Origin of the sequence: Anoxybacillus sp. LAT27, from assembly GCF_022030075.1 — a bacterium.
GTDB classification, from domain to species: domain Bacteria; phylum Bacillota; class Bacilli; order Bacillales; family Anoxybacillaceae; genus Anoxybacillus; species Anoxybacillus kestanbolensis.
The window spans coordinates 62842-81768 of sequence record NZ_JAIWYK010000064.1; the positions used below are offsets into that span (position 1 = coordinate 62842).

Below are 18927 nucleotides of genomic sequence, written 5' to 3' on the forward strand. Positions count from 1 at the left end.
GTTATGGAAAGCATCGTGTTGACTTTGCGGATGCTTATCTTAGCTCGCTTATGAAACATTCTCCTACCGTACAAGCGGTCGTCACATGGAATGAAAAGGATTTTAAAAAACTAGCATGTGAATATTATTTACCCGATCGTATTGTATGAAAAAGCTGACTTTAGTCAGCTTTTTCACAACACGTTAAAGTATCTTGCTTCCGGATGAGCGAAGACGATGGCGGAGACAGACGCTTCCGGTTCCATCATATAGCCTTCTGTTAAATGAATGCCAATTTCTTCTGGACGTAATAGGCGGAACAGTTTTTCTTGGTCTTCGAGATTTGGACAAGCAGGGTAGCCGAAAGAAAAACGTTGTCCTTGGTATTTTGCCGCAAACCGTTGCTCCATCGTAAAATCGGGCGAATCTGGAAAGCCCCAGCGGTCGCGCATAATTTGATGCACGCGTTCCGCCAATCCTTCCGCTAGTTCAAGCGCTAACGCTTGAATGGCGTGGCTTTTCAAAAACTGCCCTTCTTCTTTGAACCGTTGTGCTAAATCGCGCACGCCTGCGCCAGCGGTAACGGCAAATAGCCCGACGTAGTCGATTTGTTCGCTAGAAAGATAGTCTGCTAAACATAAATACGGTGCTTTCGTTTGTCTTGGAAACGTAAACGTCTCAATGACCGTTTGTTGATCGCGTGGGTCGTAAATGATCACCGTATCGCCGTCGCTTGTTGCCGGGAAAAACTGATATACCGCTTTTGGCGCAAGCGAGTTCGTTCGTTTTGCCTCGGCAAGTAATTCATCGATGAGCTCTTTTAACATGATCGCTTTTTCATTTCCTTCCGCCAACAGTTGTTTGACGTTTCCTTTTAAGCCAAGATGGTGACCAAGAAGCATTTGCCAATTGACGTACGGTTCGATATGTGAAAGCGGAATGTGTTGTAATATATGCCTTTCTGTATCGGTCGGAACGTAAATAGGTGCTTGCTTCACATTGGACTTTGTCATGACGGCGACAGCGTTTTGCTGTTTTGTTACATGTTCCACTTTTTCTTTTTTCTCATAGACGATATCTTGTTGAACGATGCGATTGGCTAGCGTCAGTCCTTCCATCGCATCTTTGGCGTACAAAACGATACCGTCATATTCAGGGGCAATTTTCGTATCGGTAAATTTGCGTGACAGAGCCGCTCCGCCAACTAAAATCGGTAACGAAATGCCGGCTTGTTTTAAGTCTTGGGCGGTAAGCACCATTTGTTGTGCGGATTTAACAAGCAGTCCTGATAAGCCAATCATATCGGGCTGTTCGTGTCGCACCGCTTCGATGAGTTGTTGTGGTGTCACTTTAATGCCTAAGTCAACGACATGAAACCCGTTATTGCTTAAAATAATGTCGACTAAATTTTTGCCGATGTCATGTACATCTCCTTTGACGGTTGCAAGCAGCACTTTTCCTTTCACGCTCGTTTCGTTTTTCTCCATATACGGCTCTAAAAAGGCGACCGCGGCTTTCATCACTTCCGCACTTTGCAACACTTCGGCGACGATGAGTTGGTTGTCGTTAAATAAACGACCGACTTCGTCCATTCCGTTCATAAGCGGACCGTTAATAATGTCAAGCGGGCTGTACGTTTGTAATGCGAGCGTTAAATCTTCAATGAGCCCGTCTTTCGTTCCTTCAACGACATATGCGGCGAGCCGTTCTTCTAACGTCATATGAACGTTTGTTTGTTTCGGTTGCTTCGTTTTATCGCGATAAAATTGAATAAAAGCGTTTAACGTTTCATCGTTTGTGTCAAATAACAACGCCTCGGCTAAACGTACTTCTTCTTCAGGAATGGAAGCGAATCGCTCTAATTTTTCGGTATTGACGATCGCATAGTCGAGACCAGCTTGTGTGCAATGGTATAAAAAGACGGAGTTTAACACTTCGCGTCCGACAGGTGGCAAACCGAATGAGACGTTGCTAATGCCGAGCATCGTTAAACAGTTCGGCAAATGTTGTTTAATGAGGCGAATGCCTTCAATGGTTTCTTTCGCTGCACCAATATATTGTTCATCTCCTGTGCCGATCGGAAAAACGAGCGGATCGAAAATGATGTCGTGCGGTGAGACACCGTATTTGTTGACGAGTAAATCGTATGAACGAAGGGCGATATCAAGTTTTCGTTTCGCTTCGATCGCCATGCCTTGTTCGTCAATCGTGCCGACGACGACCGCTGCTCCGTATTGATGAAGAAGCGGAACAATTTTTTCAAATCGTTCTTCGCCGTCTTCTAAGTTAATCGAGTTAATAATCGCTTTTCCTTGCGAATACGACAAGGCGCAAGCGATGACGTCTTCATCGGTCGAGTCGATGACAAGCGGCACTTTTACTTTTTTCACGACTTGTTGAATAAATTGCTCCATATCTTCTTTTTCATCGCGGTCAGGGTCGGCTAAACAAATGTCGATGACGTGCGCCCCGTTTTTGACTTGAGCGCGAGCAATTTCTGCCGCTTCTTCATATTTTCCTTCCGCAATGAGCCGTTTAAACTTGCGCGAACCGATGACGTTCGTTCGTTCCCCAACAAAAAGCGGACGCATCGTTTCATCGTAAATGAGCGCATCAATGCCTGACACAGCATGCATCGCAAACTGTTTCGGAATCGAGCGGGGCGGGATGTCGCGAACGGCTTCGGCGATCGCTTGAATATGTTGTGGTGTCGTGCCGCAACAGCCGCCGACGATATTTAGCCATCCTTTCTCGGCAAATTGGCGAATTTTTTTCGCCAGCATCTCGGGCGTTTCGTGATAATGTCCTTCTTCGTCAGGAAGACCGGCGTTCGGATAGCAGCTGACGGCGGTGTTCGCTAATGAAGCGAGCGATCGTAAATGATCGGTCATAAATTCCGGCCCTGTGGCGCAGTTTAAGCCGATAGCAAAAGGTTTCATATGTTGAACGGAAATAAAAAACGATTCGATCGTTTGCCCGGCAAGCGTCGTTCCCATCGGTTCGATCGTTCCAGAAATCATAAGCGGTACTTGTTTTCCAACCGCTTGAAACGCTTTCGTAATGCCGAGAAACGCAGCTTTCACGTTTAACGTATCTTGGCACGTTTCTAACAACAACAAATCGACGCCGCCAAGCAATAAACCGCGCGCTTGTTCTTCATAGGAAGAAATGAGTTCGGCAAATGTCGCTCCGCCTGTGACAGATAGCGTTTTTGTCGTCGGACCCATCGAACCGGCAACGAAGCGAGGGTGATCGCTCGTTGTATATTTTTCAGCCGCTCGTTTGGCGAGTTTCGCTGCTTCAATATTTAATTCAAGCGCTAAATGCCCGAGGTTGTATTCGTCTAAGACGATGCGGGTCGCGCCAAACGTATTTGTTTCAACGATGTCCGCCCCTGCGGCGAAATATGCTTCGTGAATATGTGAGATGACATGAGGGGCGGTGAGCGTTAAATATTCGTTACATCCTTCGTACGCTTCCCCGCCAAAATCGTCCGCCGTTAAATTGGCCGCTTGAATCATCGTCCCCATCGCGCCGTCAATAATTAAAATTTTTTTCTCAAGCTGTGCAAATAAACTAGCCATAGTAAACCGTCCTTTCTTTTGCGAGCCGTTCTTTTTCATGAATGTAGCGAACGAGTTCGACTGTCATGTCGTAGCGTAAAAACGGTGTAATTAAATAAATGCCTTGGAATAAATCGAATGCTGCGTCGATAAGCGATTTGGCGATTGCCAATCCTTCTTTTGTTGCTTGAATCGGGTCGTTGGCACAAGCGGCCATGCGAGCGCGAATGTCATCAGACAATGTAATGCCCGGCACTTCATGGTGTAAAAAGTCGGCGTTGCGCGCGCTTGTCAAAGGCATAATGCCGATGTAAATCGGTGTTGATAAATGCTTTGTCGCTTCATAGACGTCTTCAATTTGTTTTTCGCTATAAAGCGGTTGTGTTAAAAAATAATGGGCACCACATTCAATTTTTTTCTCGAGCCGTTTCACCGCTTTATCTAAATGGCGCACGTTCGGGTTAAAGGCAGCGGCGATCGAAAAGTTCGTTTTTTGTCCGAGCGGTTTGCCCGAATACGAAAGCCCTTCGTTAAATTGCCGAATTAACGAAATAAGGTCAAATGACGATAAATCGTATACGGACGTTGCCCCCGGAAAGTCGCCGACTTTCGATGGATCGCCGGTTAAAGCAAGCACATCGGTCATGCCGAGCGTATGAAGCCCCATTAAATGCGACTGTAGGCCGATTAAGTTGCGATCGCGGCATGTAATGTGAATGAGCGGGCGCATGTTCAGTTGTTGTTTGACGATCGTTCCGACAGCGACATTGCTAATGCGTGGTGTCGCCAGCGAGTTGTCGGCGAGCGTTAGCGCATCAATATGTGCTTCTTTTAACGCTTTTGCGCCTTCTAAAAATTTCGTTAAGCCGAGTTTTTTCGGCGGGTCAAGCTCGACGATAATTGACCGACGCATGCGCGCGATGTCAGCTAGGGAAGGTGCAGATGTTTGTTCCGCTTCTTGAACGGTGATTGTATGCCGCTGTTTGACTTCCTTTTCATATACAGGTGTGCGGTCAGAAAGGGCGCGAGCGATGGCGGCAATATGTTTTGGCGTTGTGCCGCAACAGCCGCCGATGAGGCGCACCCCTTGATCGCGAAACGCCCGAGCGGTTTCTTCAAAATATTGTTCGCTCGTTTCGTAAACGAATCGCCCGTCGCGATATTGCGGCAAGCTTGCGTTTGGGTATACAGATAAAAAGGCGCGCGATGGAATCGGCACTTCTTCAAGCGAGCGTAACATATGGTACGGACCGAGATGGCAGTTTAAGCCGACGACATCGGCGCCAAGCTGTTCGAGTTGATACAGCGCCTCGGCAAGCGGCATGCCATGTTGTAAGACGCCAATGTCGTGCAATGTGACGTGGGCGATGATCGGCAACGTCGTTTCTTGGCGAGCGATGGACAGAACAGTTTGCAATTCTTCAAAATCGTAATACGTTTCAAGTAAAAGCCCATCAACATTTTCGTTTAACAAGACGTACAGCTGTTCACGAAACGTTCGTTTCACTTCTTCAAGGGAAATCGCACTTTTGTTTGTGCTGCGCAATCCTCCGATCGTACCGAGCACGTAGGCGCGTCCTTTTGCGGCTTGTTTCGCAAGACTGACCGCTGCTTCGTTTATTTTTTTTACGTCATCTTGTAGCCCGTAACGCGCCAGTTTGACGTAGTTCGCGCCGTATGTGTTCGTTTGAATGATTTCAGCACCTGCATCAATATACGCTTCATGAATATGAACGATTTCTTCAGGTTTTGTGACGTTTAATTCTTCAAAACAACGATCGATGCCGTGTGCATATAATAACGTGCCCATCGCTCCGTCCGCGATGACGATGCGTTCTTTTAAGTCATTTAACAATCCCACGTCCATTCCTCCATTTCTCCGTTTAAAGTAAAAAAGTCTTCCTCATAAGAAGAAGACGTGACGCGCTCCTTCTTATCTTCCAAGCGAATCGCTTGCTGGACTTAGCACCTTGACGATCGTCAGGTTGCTGAAGGTTCATCGGGCCAGTCCCTCCCCTTCTCTCGATAAGATGTTGTATGAAGTTACTCATAAATGTAACTGATTTTTTAGAAATATTCAACTATTTTTAATTAGAAAAGAAAAAGAAGGCAGCGCGCCTTCTTAACGGTAGTTGACGAATTGGACGTCGATCGGTAAATCTGCTTCGCGAATCGCGGCGATTACTTTTTGCAAATCGTCTTTACTTTTGCCGCTGACGCGAATTTGGTCTTCTTGAATTTGACTTTTTACTTTTAACCCTGTATTTTTAATGATTGTGTTAATTTTTTTCGCGTTGTCTTTGTCGATGCCTTGAACGAGTTTCGCACGCTGGCGCACCGTTCCGCCAGACGCAGCTTCCACTTTTCCGTATTGAATGTTTTTTGTAGGGACGCCACGTTTAATAAGTTTGCCGATGAGCACATCTTTCAGTTGTTCAAGCTTAAATTCATCGTCAGAAATGAGAATAAGCTCATCTTTTTCAAGCGAAATGTCGCTTTTGCTCCCTTTAAAGTCGTAGCGGTTTTGAATTTCTTTTAACGCGATGTTGACGGCGTTTGTGACTTCCGACAAATCGACTTTTGACACGATATCAAACGAACTTTCTTTCGACATGACGATCACCTCAATTATAAATTCGTTGTGCTTCCATTATAGTCGATTGTTGTCATACGAACAACTTTACAAAATTTTTATATATAAAAAGTAAACAAAACGTCGAACGATGTCGATATAATAAATGAAGTGAGATTTAATTGAATAGTAAGGAGATGAGGAAATTTTATGAAAAAAGTATTTTCACTCATCGTGGCAATCGTTTTACTCGTTGCCGCGGGGTGTTCACAAACGAGTTCCTTTCAACCGAAAGAGCGAATAAAAGTGGGCATTATGTTGTCGGACGTCGGACTCGGTGATCAATCGTTTAGCGATTCGGCGTTTAAAGGATTGATGAAAGCGCGTGATGAACTTGGCGTCTTTTTTGACTATCGCGAGTTAAAAGAAACGGGAACGTATGAAAAAGGGCTAACGGAACTTGTTGAAGCTGGAAACGATCTCGTCATCGGACTTGGGTTTATGGTGCAACAAGATTTAGAAAAAGTCGCGAAAAAATATCCGAAACAGCAATTTATATTAATTGATGCGGTGTCTGATTTGCCAAACATCACTTCGATTACGTTTAAAGAAGATGAAGGAAGCTTTTTAGCGGGCGTCGTCGCTGGCATGTTGACGAAAACGAACAACGTTGGCTTTGTTGGCGGAGCGGATGTGCCATTAATTCGCAAATTTGCAAACGGCTTTATTCAAGGGGTAAAAGCGGTGAAGCCAGAAGCAAGCGTGCAAGAAGTGTATGCCGGCAATTTCGGTGATGATAAACTTGGGGCACAAATCGCGAAACAAATGATCGGAAACGGTGCCGACGTGTTGTACGCAGCAGCAGGGTTTACAGGTGTTGGCGTATTGCGCGAAGCGGAGATGAATAAAAAATATGCGATCGGTGTCGACAGCGACCAATATTTTTATGCGGAAAAAGCGGTTGTGACATCGATGTTAAAAAATGTCGATGTGGCGCTATATACGGTCATTCAACAATATGTCGAAAAGAGAGAAGTGCCTAAAGGGACGGTCGAACTCGGCTTAAAAGAAAACGGTGTTGATTTAGCACCGATTCGCGTTGTGACATTCACTCCAGAACAACAAGCAACGCTTGAAAAATGGAAAGAAAAAGCGACGAACGGCATCGCAAAATAAAGGAGGGGTACGATGTCCATTAAACAGCGATTGTTATTTCATTCATTAGCTACGCCAGTTATTGCGGGCGCCATTATTGTGTTTATTATTATGAATATGCTTTCGATTCAATCGTCAAACCAAGATTTTGTGCCACTCATGATGAAGGCGCAACATTTACAAGCAGAATTGAAAGCGACGAAGCAAAGTTTAAGCAACTATGCGTATAGCCCGACAGAAGGAAATAAACAAGAAGTGCTTGTTCATTTAGCGGAATCGGAAAAGCTACTTCAAGCGTTAAATAAAGGATTAACTCAACCGTATTTCCGTTCTGCACTTGAACAGGCGAATAAAAAATTTGCGGCGCTTGATGCGGAAGCAACAGCGGCACTTGATGCGCGAAATGTAGCGGAAATTCGCCGTCAGTCGATGCGTGCGGAAGGGGTGTTAAACGACGTATACGTTGTGAACACATATGTCGCTGAATATTATACGTATATGCAACAAACGTTACAAAAACAAATTTCAGGTGTTATTACCATTTCGCTCGTTGCGATCGTCATCGTGTTATTGTTTGCTGGATTTAGCGGATTCCGTTTAACACAAAAAATTACGACGCCGCTCAAAAAAATTGCTGAAAACGCGAAGCAAATCGCAAGCGGCAATTTGCGCATCGAGCCTGTGAAATATAACGGGAAAGATGAGCTTGCTGATTTAAATGCAGCGTTTACAACGATGGCTGATCAACTGAACGGTTTGCTTCAGTCGGTCGATACAGTAAGTAAGCAAGTCGAGACGTTTGCGAAAGAAATTGATGAAGAAACAAAAATGTTAACAGAAATTAACAATCAAGTCGCTGTCTCGACGAATGAATTATCCGCTGGGGCGCAAAGCATTTCGGAAGACTTGCAAAGTGCAGTACAGCTCATTGAACGCATGGAAGGAACTGTACAACAAAACGTTGCGCGTACGGAACAAGCGGCGCGTTATAGTGACGAAGCGGTAGAAGCGATTGTGCACGGTCAAGCAGCGTTAGCAGAACAAAAAACATTTATTGATGAAAATGCCAAGGCGACCGCCTCAATCGAACAATCGACGGAACAGTTTGCGGCGTATGCAAGCAAAATTGAAGATATGGCGAAAGCGGTATCTGATATTGCGACACAAACGAACTTATTGGCGTTAAATGCAGCGATTGAAGCGGCGCGAGCAGGAGAAGCAGGCAAAGGGTTTGCCGTCGTCGCTGAAGAAGTGCGCAAACTTGCAGAAGAATCGTCGAAAGCGACAAATCAAATTTTTGAGATGGTGCAGCTCATTCAATCGGGATTAACGAATGTGACCGAGGCGGTTCGCCGTGGGGTAAATATTGCGGAAGCGCAAACGAAAGCGATTGAGACGACAACCGATGCGTTTGCACAAATTGAAAGTAAAGTACAACATATTACAACAGACATGCAAGCGCTTGTGATCGGTATGGACGAATCGAAAGAGCTTGGTAAAAACGTCTTGCAAAATGTCGAAAGCATTAGTGCCGTTGTCGAACAGTCCGCAGCAGGTAGCGAAGAAATTGCTGCGTCGATGGTTGAGCAATTAGAAGCGTTCAAAAAAATGAGCGAAAAAGTAACGACGTTGCGCCAACTAACAGACGACTTGCAAAAAATGATGGCAAAGTTTCAAATGAAGTAAAAAAGATGCTCCGCGCGAGCATCTTTTTTACAAATGGTTCGTTTCTTTTGAATAGGCGCGTTTGCCAGCTTGGCGGTTTTTTTCGCGTTCCATATTTTTCTCGTGTCGTTTCGCGTTATTGTCTTTTGCTTTTTTGTCGTTATCGCTCGTCATATGTTCGCCCCCTTTAAGGGGTAGTGTAGTCATTGCGCAAGCTGTTTATTCAAGAAAAAGAGGGCAATTGTACCTGGGCCGGAATGTGCACCGATGGCGCCGCCGATTTCAGAAATGAAAAATTGTTTGCAGCCGAACGTTTCTTCAATCATCGCTTTTAGTTCGAGCGCCGTTTGCTCATCGTCGCCATGGCTAATACCGATGAGCTGGTTTTGCACGTCTGCTCCGCGCTCTCGCATGATCTCAACCATGCGCTTTAGTACTTTCTTCCGCCCGCGCACTTTTTCAATCGGAATCAACTTCCCATCTTCGACATGAAGAAGTGGTTTAATGTTTAGTACCCCGCCGACAAATGCTGCTGTTTTGCTGACGCGACCGCCGCGCGCTAAATATTGTAGGTCATCAACGGTAAAAATATGTTCCATATGGCGACAATACGTTTCAATGGTCGTCACGACATCTTCGTATGCGATACCGCTTTCTGCAAGCTCAACGGCTTTTTTCACGACAAGCCCAAGACCGAGCGATGCGCATTTCGAGTCGATAACCGTTAACTTCGCGTCAGGATATCGTTCAAGCACATCGTTTTTTATCATGACCGCTGTTTGATATGTACCGGATAAAGCAGAGGAAAAGGCGATATAAATGGCAGGAATGTTTTCTTTGGCGAGCGTCGTAAATAGCTCTTCCATTTGCGCTGGTTTTGCTTGCGACGTTTTCGGTACATCTCCGTTACGCATCGCGTCGTACACTTGCTTTGGTTGAATCGTTAGTTGGTCGTCGTAGTCGTGACCGTTTATATGAACAGCTAACGGTAAAAAAGCAATTTGTTTTTCTTTTATAAAAGAAAGTGGCAAATCGCACCCGCTATCCGCTATAATTTTAATATTCATTTCAATCACCCCTATGTACATACTTATTTTAAGTGTAGCGGTTATAAGGAAAAAAAACAATTTTAGTGCTTTGTAGGAGGATGTTCTGTGGACGTAAAAAAACTGTTTGTCGTCGTCATTGGCGGATTATTAAACGCCATCGGCATGAATTTATTTTTAATTCCAGCGAACGTATATACGAGTGGATTTGCTGGAGCGGCGCAGCTTATTTCGAAAGTTGTCGGCGACTACACACCTTATGCGCTTTCGACAGGTTTGTTGCTTTTTTTATTCAACATTCCGGTCGCTATTTTAGGATGGAAGAAAGTAGGGAAATCTTTTACGTTTTATAGCTTTTTAAGCGTTGTAGTCATGTCGCTCTTTCTTGAGCTTATCCCGGTTCGTTCACTTTCTGAAGATATTTTACTGAATGCAGTATTCGGCGGGGTGATTGCGGCAGTCGGAACGGGTTGGACGTTAAAATGGGGGGCGTCAACAGGCGGCTTAGATATTATTGCCCTTGTGTTGTCGCGCGTAAACGATCGCTCTGTTGGGACGTACATTTTTGCACTCAACTCCATCATTATTTTAACCGCTGGATATATGTACGGTTGGGAAAAGGCGTTATATACGCTTGTGACGCTGTATGTGACGACGCGTGTCATCGATGCGATTCATACGCGCCATCAAAAGCTTACCGCACTTATTATTACGACAAAAGGGGAAGAGATGAAGCAAGCGATCAAGTCACAAATGATTCGCGGCATTACCGTCATTCCGGCCAAAGGGGCATTTTTAAACGAAGATAAAGATATGCTAATGATCGTTATTACACGTTATGAGTTGTTTGATTTAAAACGAATTATTAAAGAAGTCGATCCAAAGGCGTTTACAAACATTATGCAAACGACAGAAGTTGTCGGGTTTTTCCGAAAAGATTAAAGCTGCGCGTGACGCGCAGCTTTTTACAATGTATCGAGCTCATCTTGCAAATCGTGCAACTGTCTTCGCTCCGCATCGTTCGCATTCGCAAAGGCGGATGAGAGCGCATTTTTCGCCACAGCGATGGCGCGTTCTGTTTTTTCTTCTTTTGCTTTAGCGACCGCTTTTTTTGCTTGTTGAAATAACGGATTACCCATATTAAAATCCCCCGAGATTCGTATGATCCGCCTTTTCTGCTTTGCGTCGTTCCGCTTCTTCATACGTCATATGATAAGGAATGCGCTCATCATGTTTATAAACCGCATCAGCACCTTGTTGAACGAAACGTTTTGATTTATTTCGTTTGCCCACACGACATGCCCCCTTGTTTGCCGCTTGTGACGCATATGGCGTCGATGATAGTTTGTTCATGTTTACGTCACAATACGTAAGGGAATTTTTTATAACTTTAATAATGATTGCAAATAAACAGCGATCCCGTCTTCTTCGTTCGTTTTTGTCACATCGTCTGCGACCGCTTTTAGCGGTTCAATCGCATTGCCCATCGCGACACCTAATCCAGCCCATTTTAACATCTCGATATCGTTATCTTCATCGCCAAAAGCGATGACGCGCTCGCGTGGAATACCGTAATAGAAAGCAATTTTTTCAAGACCGACTGCTTTATGGATGCCGCTTCGGACGATTTCAATGACGTGCCACGGGGCTGTCCAACTGCGGTGGTCGATGACGTTTGCGTGCACTTCAGACAAATATGTGCGGATGCGCTCGACGTTTTGTTCGTCAGATAAAATTAAAATGCTCGTTGGATCTTTTCGTAAAATGTCACGTAAGTTTCCGATATATACATTTGGATTTCCTAAATTAAACAAATCAAGTAATTGCTCGTCATGTTCGTGAAAATAAACATCGTCCATCACTTCAGCTAAAATGTTGCGCACGTTGTACTTTCGGCTCACTTCAACAATTTCTTTTACTGTTTCTAACTGAAGTGGCGTATGGTACATTCCCCAGCTGTCATCTTTCGGATGATGAACGAATGCACCGTTGAAATTGACGATCGGCGTCGTTAAGTCGAGTTGTTCATAATACATTTTACTTGCGCGATACGGGCGACCTGTTGCGATGACGACGACATGTCCCGCCTCTTTTGCTTTTTGAATAACATCATAAGAACGTGAAGAAATCGTTTTATCATCTTTTAACAACGTCCCATCTAAATCAATTGCAATTAAATGTTGTTCCATAACCGTTCCCCTTTTCGTTAAAATTATTCCTCATTCAGTGTATCGTTTTTCCAAAATATTTGTCTATATGGTAATATAATGTTAAAACATCATATGGGAGATGAGAACATGGTATCCATTATTCGCGAGTCGATCGCAAACATTCCTTGCTTACATGTCGTAAAAGAAGATGATATCCATCATATGCGTCCACTTGTCATTTTTATTCATGGATTTACGAGCGCAAAAGAACATAATCTTCATTTCGGCTATTTGCTTGCCGAAGCTGGATATCGCGTCGTGTTGCCGGATGCGCTGTATCACGGGGAACGTCCAAATCCGCTTTCTGACGCTGAACTTCATTTGTCGTTTTGGGATATTGTGTTAACGACTATTCGTGAATTAGAAGACATAAAAAATGAACTAGTCGAACGAAACCTTGTCGATCGTGAGCGCATTGGCGTCGTTGGTACATCGATGGGGGGCATTGTGACGTTCGGGGCACTTACGCAATACGATTGGATTCGCGTCGCCGGCTCATTGATGGGAAGTCCGTGCTATCAAACGTTTTTTGATTTACAATTGCAATTTGCAGAAAGAAAAGGGATGACGTTACCGCTCTCTAGGCAGCAACTTGAATCGTTGCGCAACACGTTAATGACATACGATTTGTCATTGCAGCCTGAAAAATTAAATGGCCGTCCGCTTTTTATTTGGCACGGAAAACAAGATGATGTCGTTCCGTTTGATTATACATACGCCTTTTATAAACAAATTGAGCCGTTTCATCAGCCGCTTACGATGCGAATTGATGAACATGCGGGACATAAAGTGACGCGCGAAGCGTTTTTACAAACGATTCAATGGTTTGTCACACATTTATAAAAATGTGTGATAAGCGTCACAAAGAAAAAAGAAGGAGAGTGGTACAATCGAAGATGAAGGAGGGGGTATGATGATTCCAAAACAACATGGCGCTTGGGCGATGTTACTTATTCCGTTTTTATTCGGCATCGATATCGGTCAAGCGACATGGCTTCATTTTCCGTTATTTGTCGCATGGTTTTTCCTATATTTAGCCACATATATATGGACGTTAATGATAAAAAAACAAGCAACTGTTCGTCATAAAAAATGGTTTGCAACATATACGTTGCTCGCGCTTATTTTTGTCGCGTTTCCACTTGCTTACAAACCATCGCTCATTTATTTCGGTTTAGCGATGCTTCCGTTCTTTATTGTAAATATGTATTTCGCGAAAAAGAAAAAAGAGCGTGCGTTTGTAAACGATGTCGCTGCCATTATCAACTTTTCCATTGGTGGACTTGGGAGTTACTACATCGGTACAGGACATATAGATGAAAAAGCGTTGTTTTTATTTATTGCTTCTGTTTTGTTTTTTATCGGAAGTACATTTTACGTGAAAACGATGATTCGCGAAAAAAACAATCCACGCTATAAGTGGGCGTCATGGTTGTTTCATCTATTTATCATTGTCGCATGTGTTGCAACGGGAAACGGTTGGCTTGCCTTCGCGTATGTGCCAAGCGCCGTACGGGCGATTTATTTTTATGGAAAAGCGTTGTCAATTAAAAAAGTAGGGATTTACGAAATTGTTAATGCTGTTTATTTTGCGCTTGTTGTGATGATCGTTTATTAATATGATGCAAAACGGGTGTCTTCATTTTTCGGACACCCGTTTATTTCATGTTGCATATGTCGATTGGACAACCTTCGCAACGAATATCATCTTTTAAAAATTGTATATCGTAAATCGTCATTTTCCCTTTCTCGAAAGAAATGACGCCACGCTCTTTTAATTCTTTCAACAGGCGGCTGACGACTTCGCGTGCACTGCCACAAAAATTGGCGAGTTCTTGTGTCGTCATCGGAAGATCGATAAAAATACCGTCTTCTGTTTCAACGCCGTAGCTATTCGCTAAACGAATGAGTGTGGAATAAAGCGCGCCTTTTTTTCCGTGCAAAATTAAATCGCGCACTTTCGTTTGCATCCGTTGCAATTGTAAATGAATCCATTGCATAAACTGCAACGCAAACGCATGGTCTGTCGTCAATTTTTCTTCGAGTTGTTGCTTGTTGATGACAGCTAACGTCCCCGCCTCCATCATTTTAGCGCTAACGGTACAAACGCATATCGGTTGAAACGGTACGATCTCCCCAAACGCATCCCCTTGCTCACAAATGCGCAGCAATAGTTCGCGTCCTTCATCGGTTGTTTTACTCAATTGTACTTTTCCTGTACATACAACATACAGCTCGCTTGTCGCTTCTCCTTCACGAAAAATATATTCTCCTTTTTGAATGTCGATCGTATGGTGAGGGAGGGAAAGAAGCTCGGATAAGGAGATCGGTTGAATTGTCATATGCTAACCACCTTTTGTTGTTATCTAATTCCATTAAAAAGAAAAACAGATGTGGCGTCAATAAATGAATGGGAAAAACGAAAAATATTTAAATATACATTTGATTTTATTTTTATGCAGTATTATAATGATAACTAAATTTATAAAATATACAGAAAGTGGGGAACAGGTTAATGAAAGTCTCCGTTATTGGAGCGACAGGATACGGGGGAATTGAACTCATTCGCTTATTGCAACAGCATCCGCATATGCATGTCGCTTCTGTTCATTCATCTTCACAAGCAGGTGTTTCGCTACATGACGTGTATCCGCATATCGAGGAGCGTTTCGTCTTGCGTGATATTCGAAGCGACGATATCGAAGGCGAGCTTGTGTTTTTAGCGACGCCACCTGGCGTATCGAGCGAATGGACGCCGAAATTGCTGGCAGCAGGGCATAAAGTTGTTGATTTATCCGGAGACTTTCGTTTGCGTGACGGGGACGTATATGCGAAATGGTATAAAAAAACGCCACCGGGTGAAGAAATGCTTAGGCAGGCTGTATACGGTTTAACGGAATGGAATCGTGAGCATATTGCGAAGGCGAATGTCGTTGCCAATCCCGGCTGTTACCCGACAGCGACGTTGCTCGGATTAGCGCCACTTGTCATTCAAAAATGGGTTGTTTCTGATTCGATTATTGTCGATGCGAAATCAGGTGTGTCTGGTGCAGGGCGCGGGGTGTCGCTTGGCGTTCATTTTGCAGAAACGAATGAAAACGTAAAAATATACAAAGTGAATACGCATCAACACATTCCTGAAATTGAACAAATGTTAGGCGATTGGAATGACCAAATTGGGCCGATTACGTTCAGCACGCATTTAATTCCGATGACGCGCGGCATTATGGCGACGATATATGCGGAAGCGGCATGTATCGTATCGGTTGATAGAATAATAGAGTTATATGAAGAAACGTACAAACATTGCCCGTTCGTGCGCGTGCGGGAAGCTGGATCGTTCCCATGTACGAAAGACGTATATGGCTCAAATTATTGTGATATTGGGATTGCTTATGATGAGCGCACGAATCGCATTACTGTTGTGAGCGTGATCGATAATTTAATGAAAGGAGCGGCAGGGCAAGCCGTTCAAAATGCAAATGTGATGTTTGGATTCGACGAACAAACGGGACTGACGGCGATGCCGATGTATCCGTAAATGGGGGGAGAAAAGTGAAAGTGAAAGAAAAAAAAGTAAAATATATAGCCGATGGAACGATTGTTACACCGAAAGGATTTCAAGCCGCTGGTGTGCATGCGGGACTGCGTTATACGAAAAAAGATTTAGGGGTGATTGTTTGCGACGTGCCGGCAACATGTGCGGCAGTGTATACGCAAAATGTGTTTCAAGCAGCCCCTTTGCAAGTGACGAAACAAAGCATTGCGGTAGAACAAAAACTTCAAGCAGTCATTGTCAATAGCGCGTATGCGAATGCATGTACAGGAGAACAAGGATTACAAGATGCGTACGAAATGCGGAAGTTGTGTGCGGAAACATTTGGACTTCATGAGCATCTCGTAGCGGTCGCATCGACAGGAGTCATTGGTGAGTATTTGCCGATGGAAAAAATTCGTGCGAGCATTCCAAAATTGAAACCGAAGGCGGAATGGGATAGTGCAGTTGATTTTCAAACTGCCATTTTAACGACTGACCTTGTTATGAAAAAGACGTGTTACGAAACGGTTGTAGACGGTCAAGTCGTGACTATTGCAGGGGCGGCAAAAGGTTCGGGGATGATTCATCCAAATATGGCAACGATGCTCGCTTTTATTACGACGGATGCGAACATCCCATCGGACGTATTACAAGATGCGCTGCGCTCCATTACAAATGTGTCGTTTAATCAAATTACGGTCGACGGAGAAACGTCAACAAACGATATGGTCATCGTCATGGCAAGCGGATTGGCAGGCAATGAGCCGCTTTCCCCGCAACATCCGGATTGGGAAAACTTTTATGAGGCGCTTCGCCAAACGTGTGAACATTTAGCGAAGCAAATTGCACGCGACGGTGAGGGCGCAACAAAATTAATTGAGGCGCGTGTAAAAGGAGCAAAAACAGACGAAGAAGCGAAATGGGCGGCGAAACATATCGTCGGATCGAATTTAGTGAAAACAGCAGTATATGGGGCAGATGCAAATTGGGGGCGTATTATCGGTGCGATTGGACATAGCGGAGCATACATCAAACCAGATTGTGTCGACGTATGGATCGGTTCGATTCACATGTTAAAACAAAGCCAACCGATGCCGTTTTCAGAACAAGAAGCGAAAGCCGTTCTAATGGAAGATGTCGTGGTGATTACAGTCGATTTGCATGTCGGCGAAGGAGAAGGGATCGCATGGGGATGCGATTTAACGTACGACTACATTAAAATTAATGCGAGCTATCGCACATAAGGTGGGATCGTTGTGATTGTCATTAAATGCGGCGGCAGTGTGCTTCATGAGTTATCTCCATCGTTTTTTACGAGCGTTAAACAACTAAGAGAAAGTGGACTTGATGTTGTCATCGTTCATGGTGGTGGACCAGACATTGGGCATTTGTTACAGGCGCTCAACATTCCGTCCGAATTTGTCAACGGCTTGCGAAAAACGACAAAAGACGTGCTAGACGTTGTTGAAATGGTGTTAAACGGAAAAGTGAACAAAACGCTCGTTTCACTTTTGCAAACAAACGGCATTCGTGCGGTTGGTTTGTCCGGTGTCGACGATCGCTTGTTACAAGCGAAACCGATCGACGTACAAACGCTCGGCTATGTAGGAGAAGTCGTACACGTTCATGCGAAAATGTTGCATATGTTGTTGCGTCACGGATACGTCCCTGTCATTGCGCCAATCGGTGTGGATGAACGTGGACAAACGTACAACATTAACGCCGATACAGCCGCCTCTGCCATTGCGCAGGCGCTTTCGGCTGACAAACTCGTTTTTGTCACAGACGTCGCTGGTATTTTAAAAAATGGAGAAGTTGTTAAAGAAGCAACTGCTCAAACGATTGAGGCAATGATGGCTGATGGAACAATTTCAGGTGGAATGATTCCGAAAGTAAAAGCTGCTCTTCACGCGCTCCATTCGGTTCAAGAAGTGGCGATTGTGAGCGGAAAGGCTTCATTTTATAAAGAAGGAACGTGGCATGGAACGATGATGAAGAAAGAGGTGTACGTATGATTTTTCCAACGTATCAACGATTCCCGATTACGGTGGCAAAAGCTGAGGGGACGAAACTTATCGCAACAGACGGAACATCATATCTCGATTTTGTCGCAGGGATTGCCGTATGCAATCTCGGTCATCGCCATCCTGCAGTGCAACAAGCCCTCGAGGCGCAACTAAATGAAGTATGGCACGTGTCCAATTTATTTCATCTCCCGATTCAAGAAGAAGTCGCTTCTCTTCTCGTTCAACATTCTGTTGGCGATGCAGTATTTTTTTGCAATAGCGGAGCGGAAGCAAACGAAGCGGCGATCAAGCTTGCACGCAAACATACGGGACGTTCGAAAATCATTACGTGTGAACAATCGTTTCACGGGCGTACATTTGCGACGATGTCAGCAACAGGGCAAGCGAAAATTCATGACGGCTTTGGCCCGTTGTTGCCGACGTTTGTGTATGTACCGTTTAACGATATCGATGCCCTTCAGAGAGAAATGGATGAAACGGTAGCGGCTGTCATGGTGGAAGTCGTGCAAGGTGAAGGCGGCGTTGTCGTCGGAGAAAAATCATTTTTACAGGCAGCACAACAGCTTTGTCAAACGTATGGAGCATTGTTGATTGTCGATGAAGTGCAAACGGGCATCGGTCGGACAGGAACGTTATTCGCTTACGAACAGTTTGACATTTCACCTGATGTTATTACGATGGCGAAAGGGTTAGGAAGCGGATTTCCTGTTGGTGCGATGATCGGAAAAAAACATGTCGTTTCAACATTTAGCGCTGGCGTACACGGTTCTACGTTTGGGGGCAACGCTTTGGCGATGGCAGCAGCAAAAGCAACGCTTGAGATCGTAGCACAGCCGTCATTTTTACAACAAGTGCAGGAAAAAGGAATATATTTCAAGAGTAAATTAGCCGAGCAATTAAAAGACGTTCACATCGTTCAAGAAGTACGCGGTTTAGGGTTAATGATTGGTATTGTATGTCGCGAACCAGTCGCAAACATCTTACCACATATTCACGATAAAGGATTGCTTGTTTTAGCCGCAGGGCCGAACGTGATTCGTCTGTTACCACCGCTCGTTGTCACGAAAGAAGAGCTTGATGAAGCAGTTGATATGTTACAAGAAGCGTTAACGTTATATGAACGCAATTTTTTATACGCATAAATGAATAAAAATTCTTTTTGTTTAATAAAC

The 18927-nt window shown here is 44.3% G+C and carries 18 protein-coding genes and 1 riboswitch; of the genes, 9 read left to right on the forward strand and 9 right to left on the reverse strand.

Annotated elements, in window-relative coordinates:
• Nucleotides 1-173: 173 nt before the first annotated feature.
• From metH to LD028_RS04810, 3 genes are all read right to left on the reverse strand, one after another.
• Nucleotides 174-3563: a methionine synthase gene (gene metH, locus LD028_RS04800; protein ID WP_077427676.1), complete on the reverse strand. Its 3390-nt coding sequence runs from the start codon at nucleotides 3561-3563 to the stop codon at nucleotides 174-176.
• Nucleotides 3556-5403: a bifunctional homocysteine S-methyltransferase/methylenetetrahydrofolate reductase gene (locus tag LD028_RS04805; protein ID WP_237811122.1), complete on the reverse strand. Its 1848-nt coding sequence runs from the start codon at nucleotides 5401-5403 to the stop codon at nucleotides 3556-3558. The genes metH and LD028_RS04805 overlap by 8 nt, the downstream gene beginning before the upstream one ends.
• Before the next feature lie 69 nt (nucleotides 5404-5472).
• Nucleotides 5473-5574: riboswitch (SAM riboswitch) on the reverse strand.
• 90 nt (nucleotides 5575-5664) lie between these two features.
• Nucleotides 5665-6156, reverse strand: coding sequence for a YajQ family cyclic di-GMP-binding protein (locus tag LD028_RS04810; RefSeq protein WP_021094041.1), 492 nt, complete (start codon nucleotides 6154-6156; stop codon nucleotides 5665-5667).
• Between the two features lie 168 nt (nucleotides 6157-6324).
• Here LD028_RS04810 and LD028_RS04815 point away from each other — a divergent pair, with 168 nt between their 5' ends.
• Together LD028_RS04815 and LD028_RS04820 are read left to right on the forward strand one after the other, a co-directional pair.
• Entirely contained in the window at nucleotides 6325-7290 is a 966-nt protein-coding gene (locus tag LD028_RS04815; RefSeq protein ID WP_237811123.1) for a BMP family lipoprotein, read from the forward strand.
• A 12-nt stretch (nucleotides 7291-7302) separates the two neighbouring features.
• Nucleotides 7303-8955 carry a methyl-accepting chemotaxis protein gene (locus LD028_RS04820; protein WP_237811124.1) on the forward strand — a complete coding sequence of 551 codons (1653 nt, stop codon included), beginning with the start codon at nucleotides 7303-7305 and terminating at the stop codon, nucleotides 8953-8955.
• 27 nt (nucleotides 8956-8982) lie between these two features.
• On the opposite strand, the gene LD028_RS04825 is transcribed toward LD028_RS04820, so the two are convergent.
• Nucleotides 8983-9108: a DUF3941 domain-containing protein gene (locus LD028_RS04825; protein ID WP_003395443.1), complete on the reverse strand. Its 126-nt coding sequence runs from the start codon at nucleotides 9106-9108 to the stop codon at nucleotides 8983-8985.
• A gap of 29 nt (nucleotides 9109-9137) precedes the next feature.
• Entirely contained in the window at nucleotides 9138-10001 is an 864-nt protein-coding gene (locus LD028_RS04830) for a DegV family protein (protein WP_237811125.1), read from the reverse strand.
• Nucleotides 10002-10088: 87 nt separating this feature from the next.
• On the opposite strand from LD028_RS04830, the gene LD028_RS04835 reads away from it, so the two are divergent.
• On the forward strand, nucleotides 10089-10922 hold the full coding sequence (locus LD028_RS04835; RefSeq protein ID WP_006318886.1) for a YitT family protein: 834 nt from the start codon (nucleotides 10089-10091) through the stop codon (nucleotides 10920-10922).
• A gap of 23 nt (nucleotides 10923-10945) precedes the next feature.
• Here LD028_RS04835 and LD028_RS04840 read toward each other — a convergent pair whose 3' ends face one another.
• The 3 genes from LD028_RS04840 to LD028_RS04850 form a co-directional block, all read right to left on the reverse strand.
• Complete coding sequence (locus LD028_RS04840; RefSeq protein ID WP_006318885.1) at nucleotides 10946-11119, reverse strand: DUF3813 domain-containing protein; 174 nt, start codon at nucleotides 11117-11119, stop codon at nucleotides 10946-10948.
• A gap of 1 nt (nucleotide 11120) precedes the next feature.
• Entirely contained in the window at nucleotides 11121-11273 is a 153-nt protein-coding gene (locus LD028_RS04845; protein WP_162829817.1) for a hypothetical protein, read from the reverse strand.
• A gap of 89 nt (nucleotides 11274-11362) precedes the next feature.
• Nucleotides 11363-12169, reverse strand: a complete 807-nt coding sequence (locus LD028_RS04850; RefSeq protein ID WP_237811126.1) for a Cof-type HAD-IIB family hydrolase — start codon at nucleotides 12167-12169, stop codon at nucleotides 11363-11365.
• A 108-nt stretch (nucleotides 12170-12277) separates the two neighbouring features.
• Between LD028_RS04850 and LD028_RS04855 the strand changes: the two genes are divergently transcribed.
• On the forward strand, nucleotides 12278-13033 hold the full coding sequence (locus tag LD028_RS04855) for an alpha/beta fold hydrolase (protein ID WP_237811127.1): 756 nt from the start codon (nucleotides 12278-12280) through the stop codon (nucleotides 13031-13033).
• A gap of 67 nt (nucleotides 13034-13100) precedes the next feature.
• Entirely contained in the window at nucleotides 13101-13808 is a 708-nt protein-coding gene (locus tag LD028_RS04860) for a YwiC-like family protein (RefSeq protein ID WP_237811128.1), read from the forward strand.
• 40 nt (nucleotides 13809-13848) lie between these two features.
• On the opposite strand, the gene LD028_RS04865 is transcribed toward LD028_RS04860, so the two are convergent.
• Nucleotides 13849-14532 carry a Crp/Fnr family transcriptional regulator gene (locus LD028_RS04865; RefSeq protein WP_237811129.1) on the reverse strand — a complete coding sequence of 228 codons (684 nt, stop codon included), beginning with the start codon at nucleotides 14530-14532 and terminating at the stop codon, nucleotides 13849-13851.
• 173 nt (nucleotides 14533-14705) lie between these two features.
• On the opposite strand from LD028_RS04865, the gene argC reads away from it, so the two are divergent.
• Genes argC through LD028_RS04885 form a run of 4 tightly spaced genes read left to right on the forward strand, consistent with a single transcriptional unit; the run spans nucleotide 14706 to nucleotide 18897 of the window.
• Nucleotides 14706-15731: an N-acetyl-gamma-glutamyl-phosphate reductase gene (gene argC, locus LD028_RS04870; protein ID WP_237811130.1), complete on the forward strand. Its 1026-nt coding sequence runs from the start codon at nucleotides 14706-14708 to the stop codon at nucleotides 15729-15731.
• A 14-nt stretch (nucleotides 15732-15745) separates the two neighbouring features.
• Nucleotides 15746-16972 (forward strand): bifunctional ornithine acetyltransferase/N-acetylglutamate synthase, encoded by a 1227-nt coding sequence (argJ, locus tag LD028_RS04875; protein WP_237811131.1) that lies wholly within the window; start codon nucleotides 15746-15748, stop codon nucleotides 16970-16972.
• Between the two features lie 12 nt (nucleotides 16973-16984).
• A complete protein-coding gene (gene argB / locus LD028_RS04880; protein WP_077427652.1) occupies nucleotides 16985-17743 on the forward strand; it encodes an acetylglutamate kinase in 759 nt (252 codons plus the stop codon).
• Complete coding sequence (locus tag LD028_RS04885) at nucleotides 17740-18897, forward strand: acetylornithine transaminase (protein WP_237811132.1); 1158 nt, start codon at nucleotides 17740-17742, stop codon at nucleotides 18895-18897. Before argB ends, LD028_RS04885 begins: the two co-directional genes overlap by 4 nt.
• Nucleotides 18898-18927: the final 30 nt, after the last annotated feature.

Excerpts from the sequence above, each read along its gene's own strand:
- metH (WP_077427676.1), bottom strand. The coding sequence starts at position 3,563 with ATGGCTAGTTTATTTGCACAGCTTGAGAAAAAAATTTTAATTATTGAC.
- LD028_RS04825 (WP_003395443.1), bottom strand. The coding sequence starts at position 9,108 with ATGACGAGCGATAACGACAAAAAAGCAAAAGACAATAACGCGAAACGA.
- LD028_RS04810 (WP_021094041.1), bottom strand. The coding sequence starts at position 6,156 with ATGTCGAAAGAAAGTTCGTTTGATATCGTGTCAAAAGTCGATTTGTCG.
- LD028_RS04865 (WP_237811129.1), bottom strand. The coding sequence starts at position 14,532 with ATGACAATTCAACCGATCTCCTTATCCGAGCTTCTTTCCCTCCCTCAC.
- LD028_RS04820 (WP_237811124.1), top strand. The coding sequence starts at position 7,303 with ATGTCCATTAAACAGCGATTGTTATTTCATTCATTAGCTACGCCAGTT.
- argC (WP_237811130.1), top strand. The coding sequence starts at position 14,706 with ATGAAAGTCTCCGTTATTGGAGCGACAGGATACGGGGGAATTGAACTC.
- LD028_RS04885 (WP_237811132.1), top strand. The coding sequence starts at position 17,740 with ATGATTTTTCCAACGTATCAACGATTCCCGATTACGGTGGCAAAAGCT.
- LD028_RS04815 (WP_237811123.1), top strand. The coding sequence starts at position 6,325 with ATGAAAAAAGTATTTTCACTCATCGTGGCAATCGTTTTACTCGTTGCC.
- LD028_RS04840 (WP_006318885.1), bottom strand. The coding sequence starts at position 11,119 with ATGGGTAATCCGTTATTTCAACAAGCAAAAAAAGCGGTCGCTAAAGCA.
- LD028_RS04850 (WP_237811126.1), bottom strand. The coding sequence starts at position 12,169 with ATGGAACAACATTTAATTGCAATTGATTTAGATGGGACGTTGTTAAAA.
- LD028_RS04860 (WP_237811128.1), top strand. The coding sequence starts at position 13,101 with ATGATGATTCCAAAACAACATGGCGCTTGGGCGATGTTACTTATTCCG.
- LD028_RS04855 (WP_237811127.1), top strand. The coding sequence starts at position 12,278 with ATGGTATCCATTATTCGCGAGTCGATCGCAAACATTCCTTGCTTACAT.
- LD028_RS04830 (WP_237811125.1), bottom strand. The coding sequence starts at position 10,001 with ATGAATATTAAAATTATAGCGGATAGCGGGTGCGATTTGCCACTTTCT.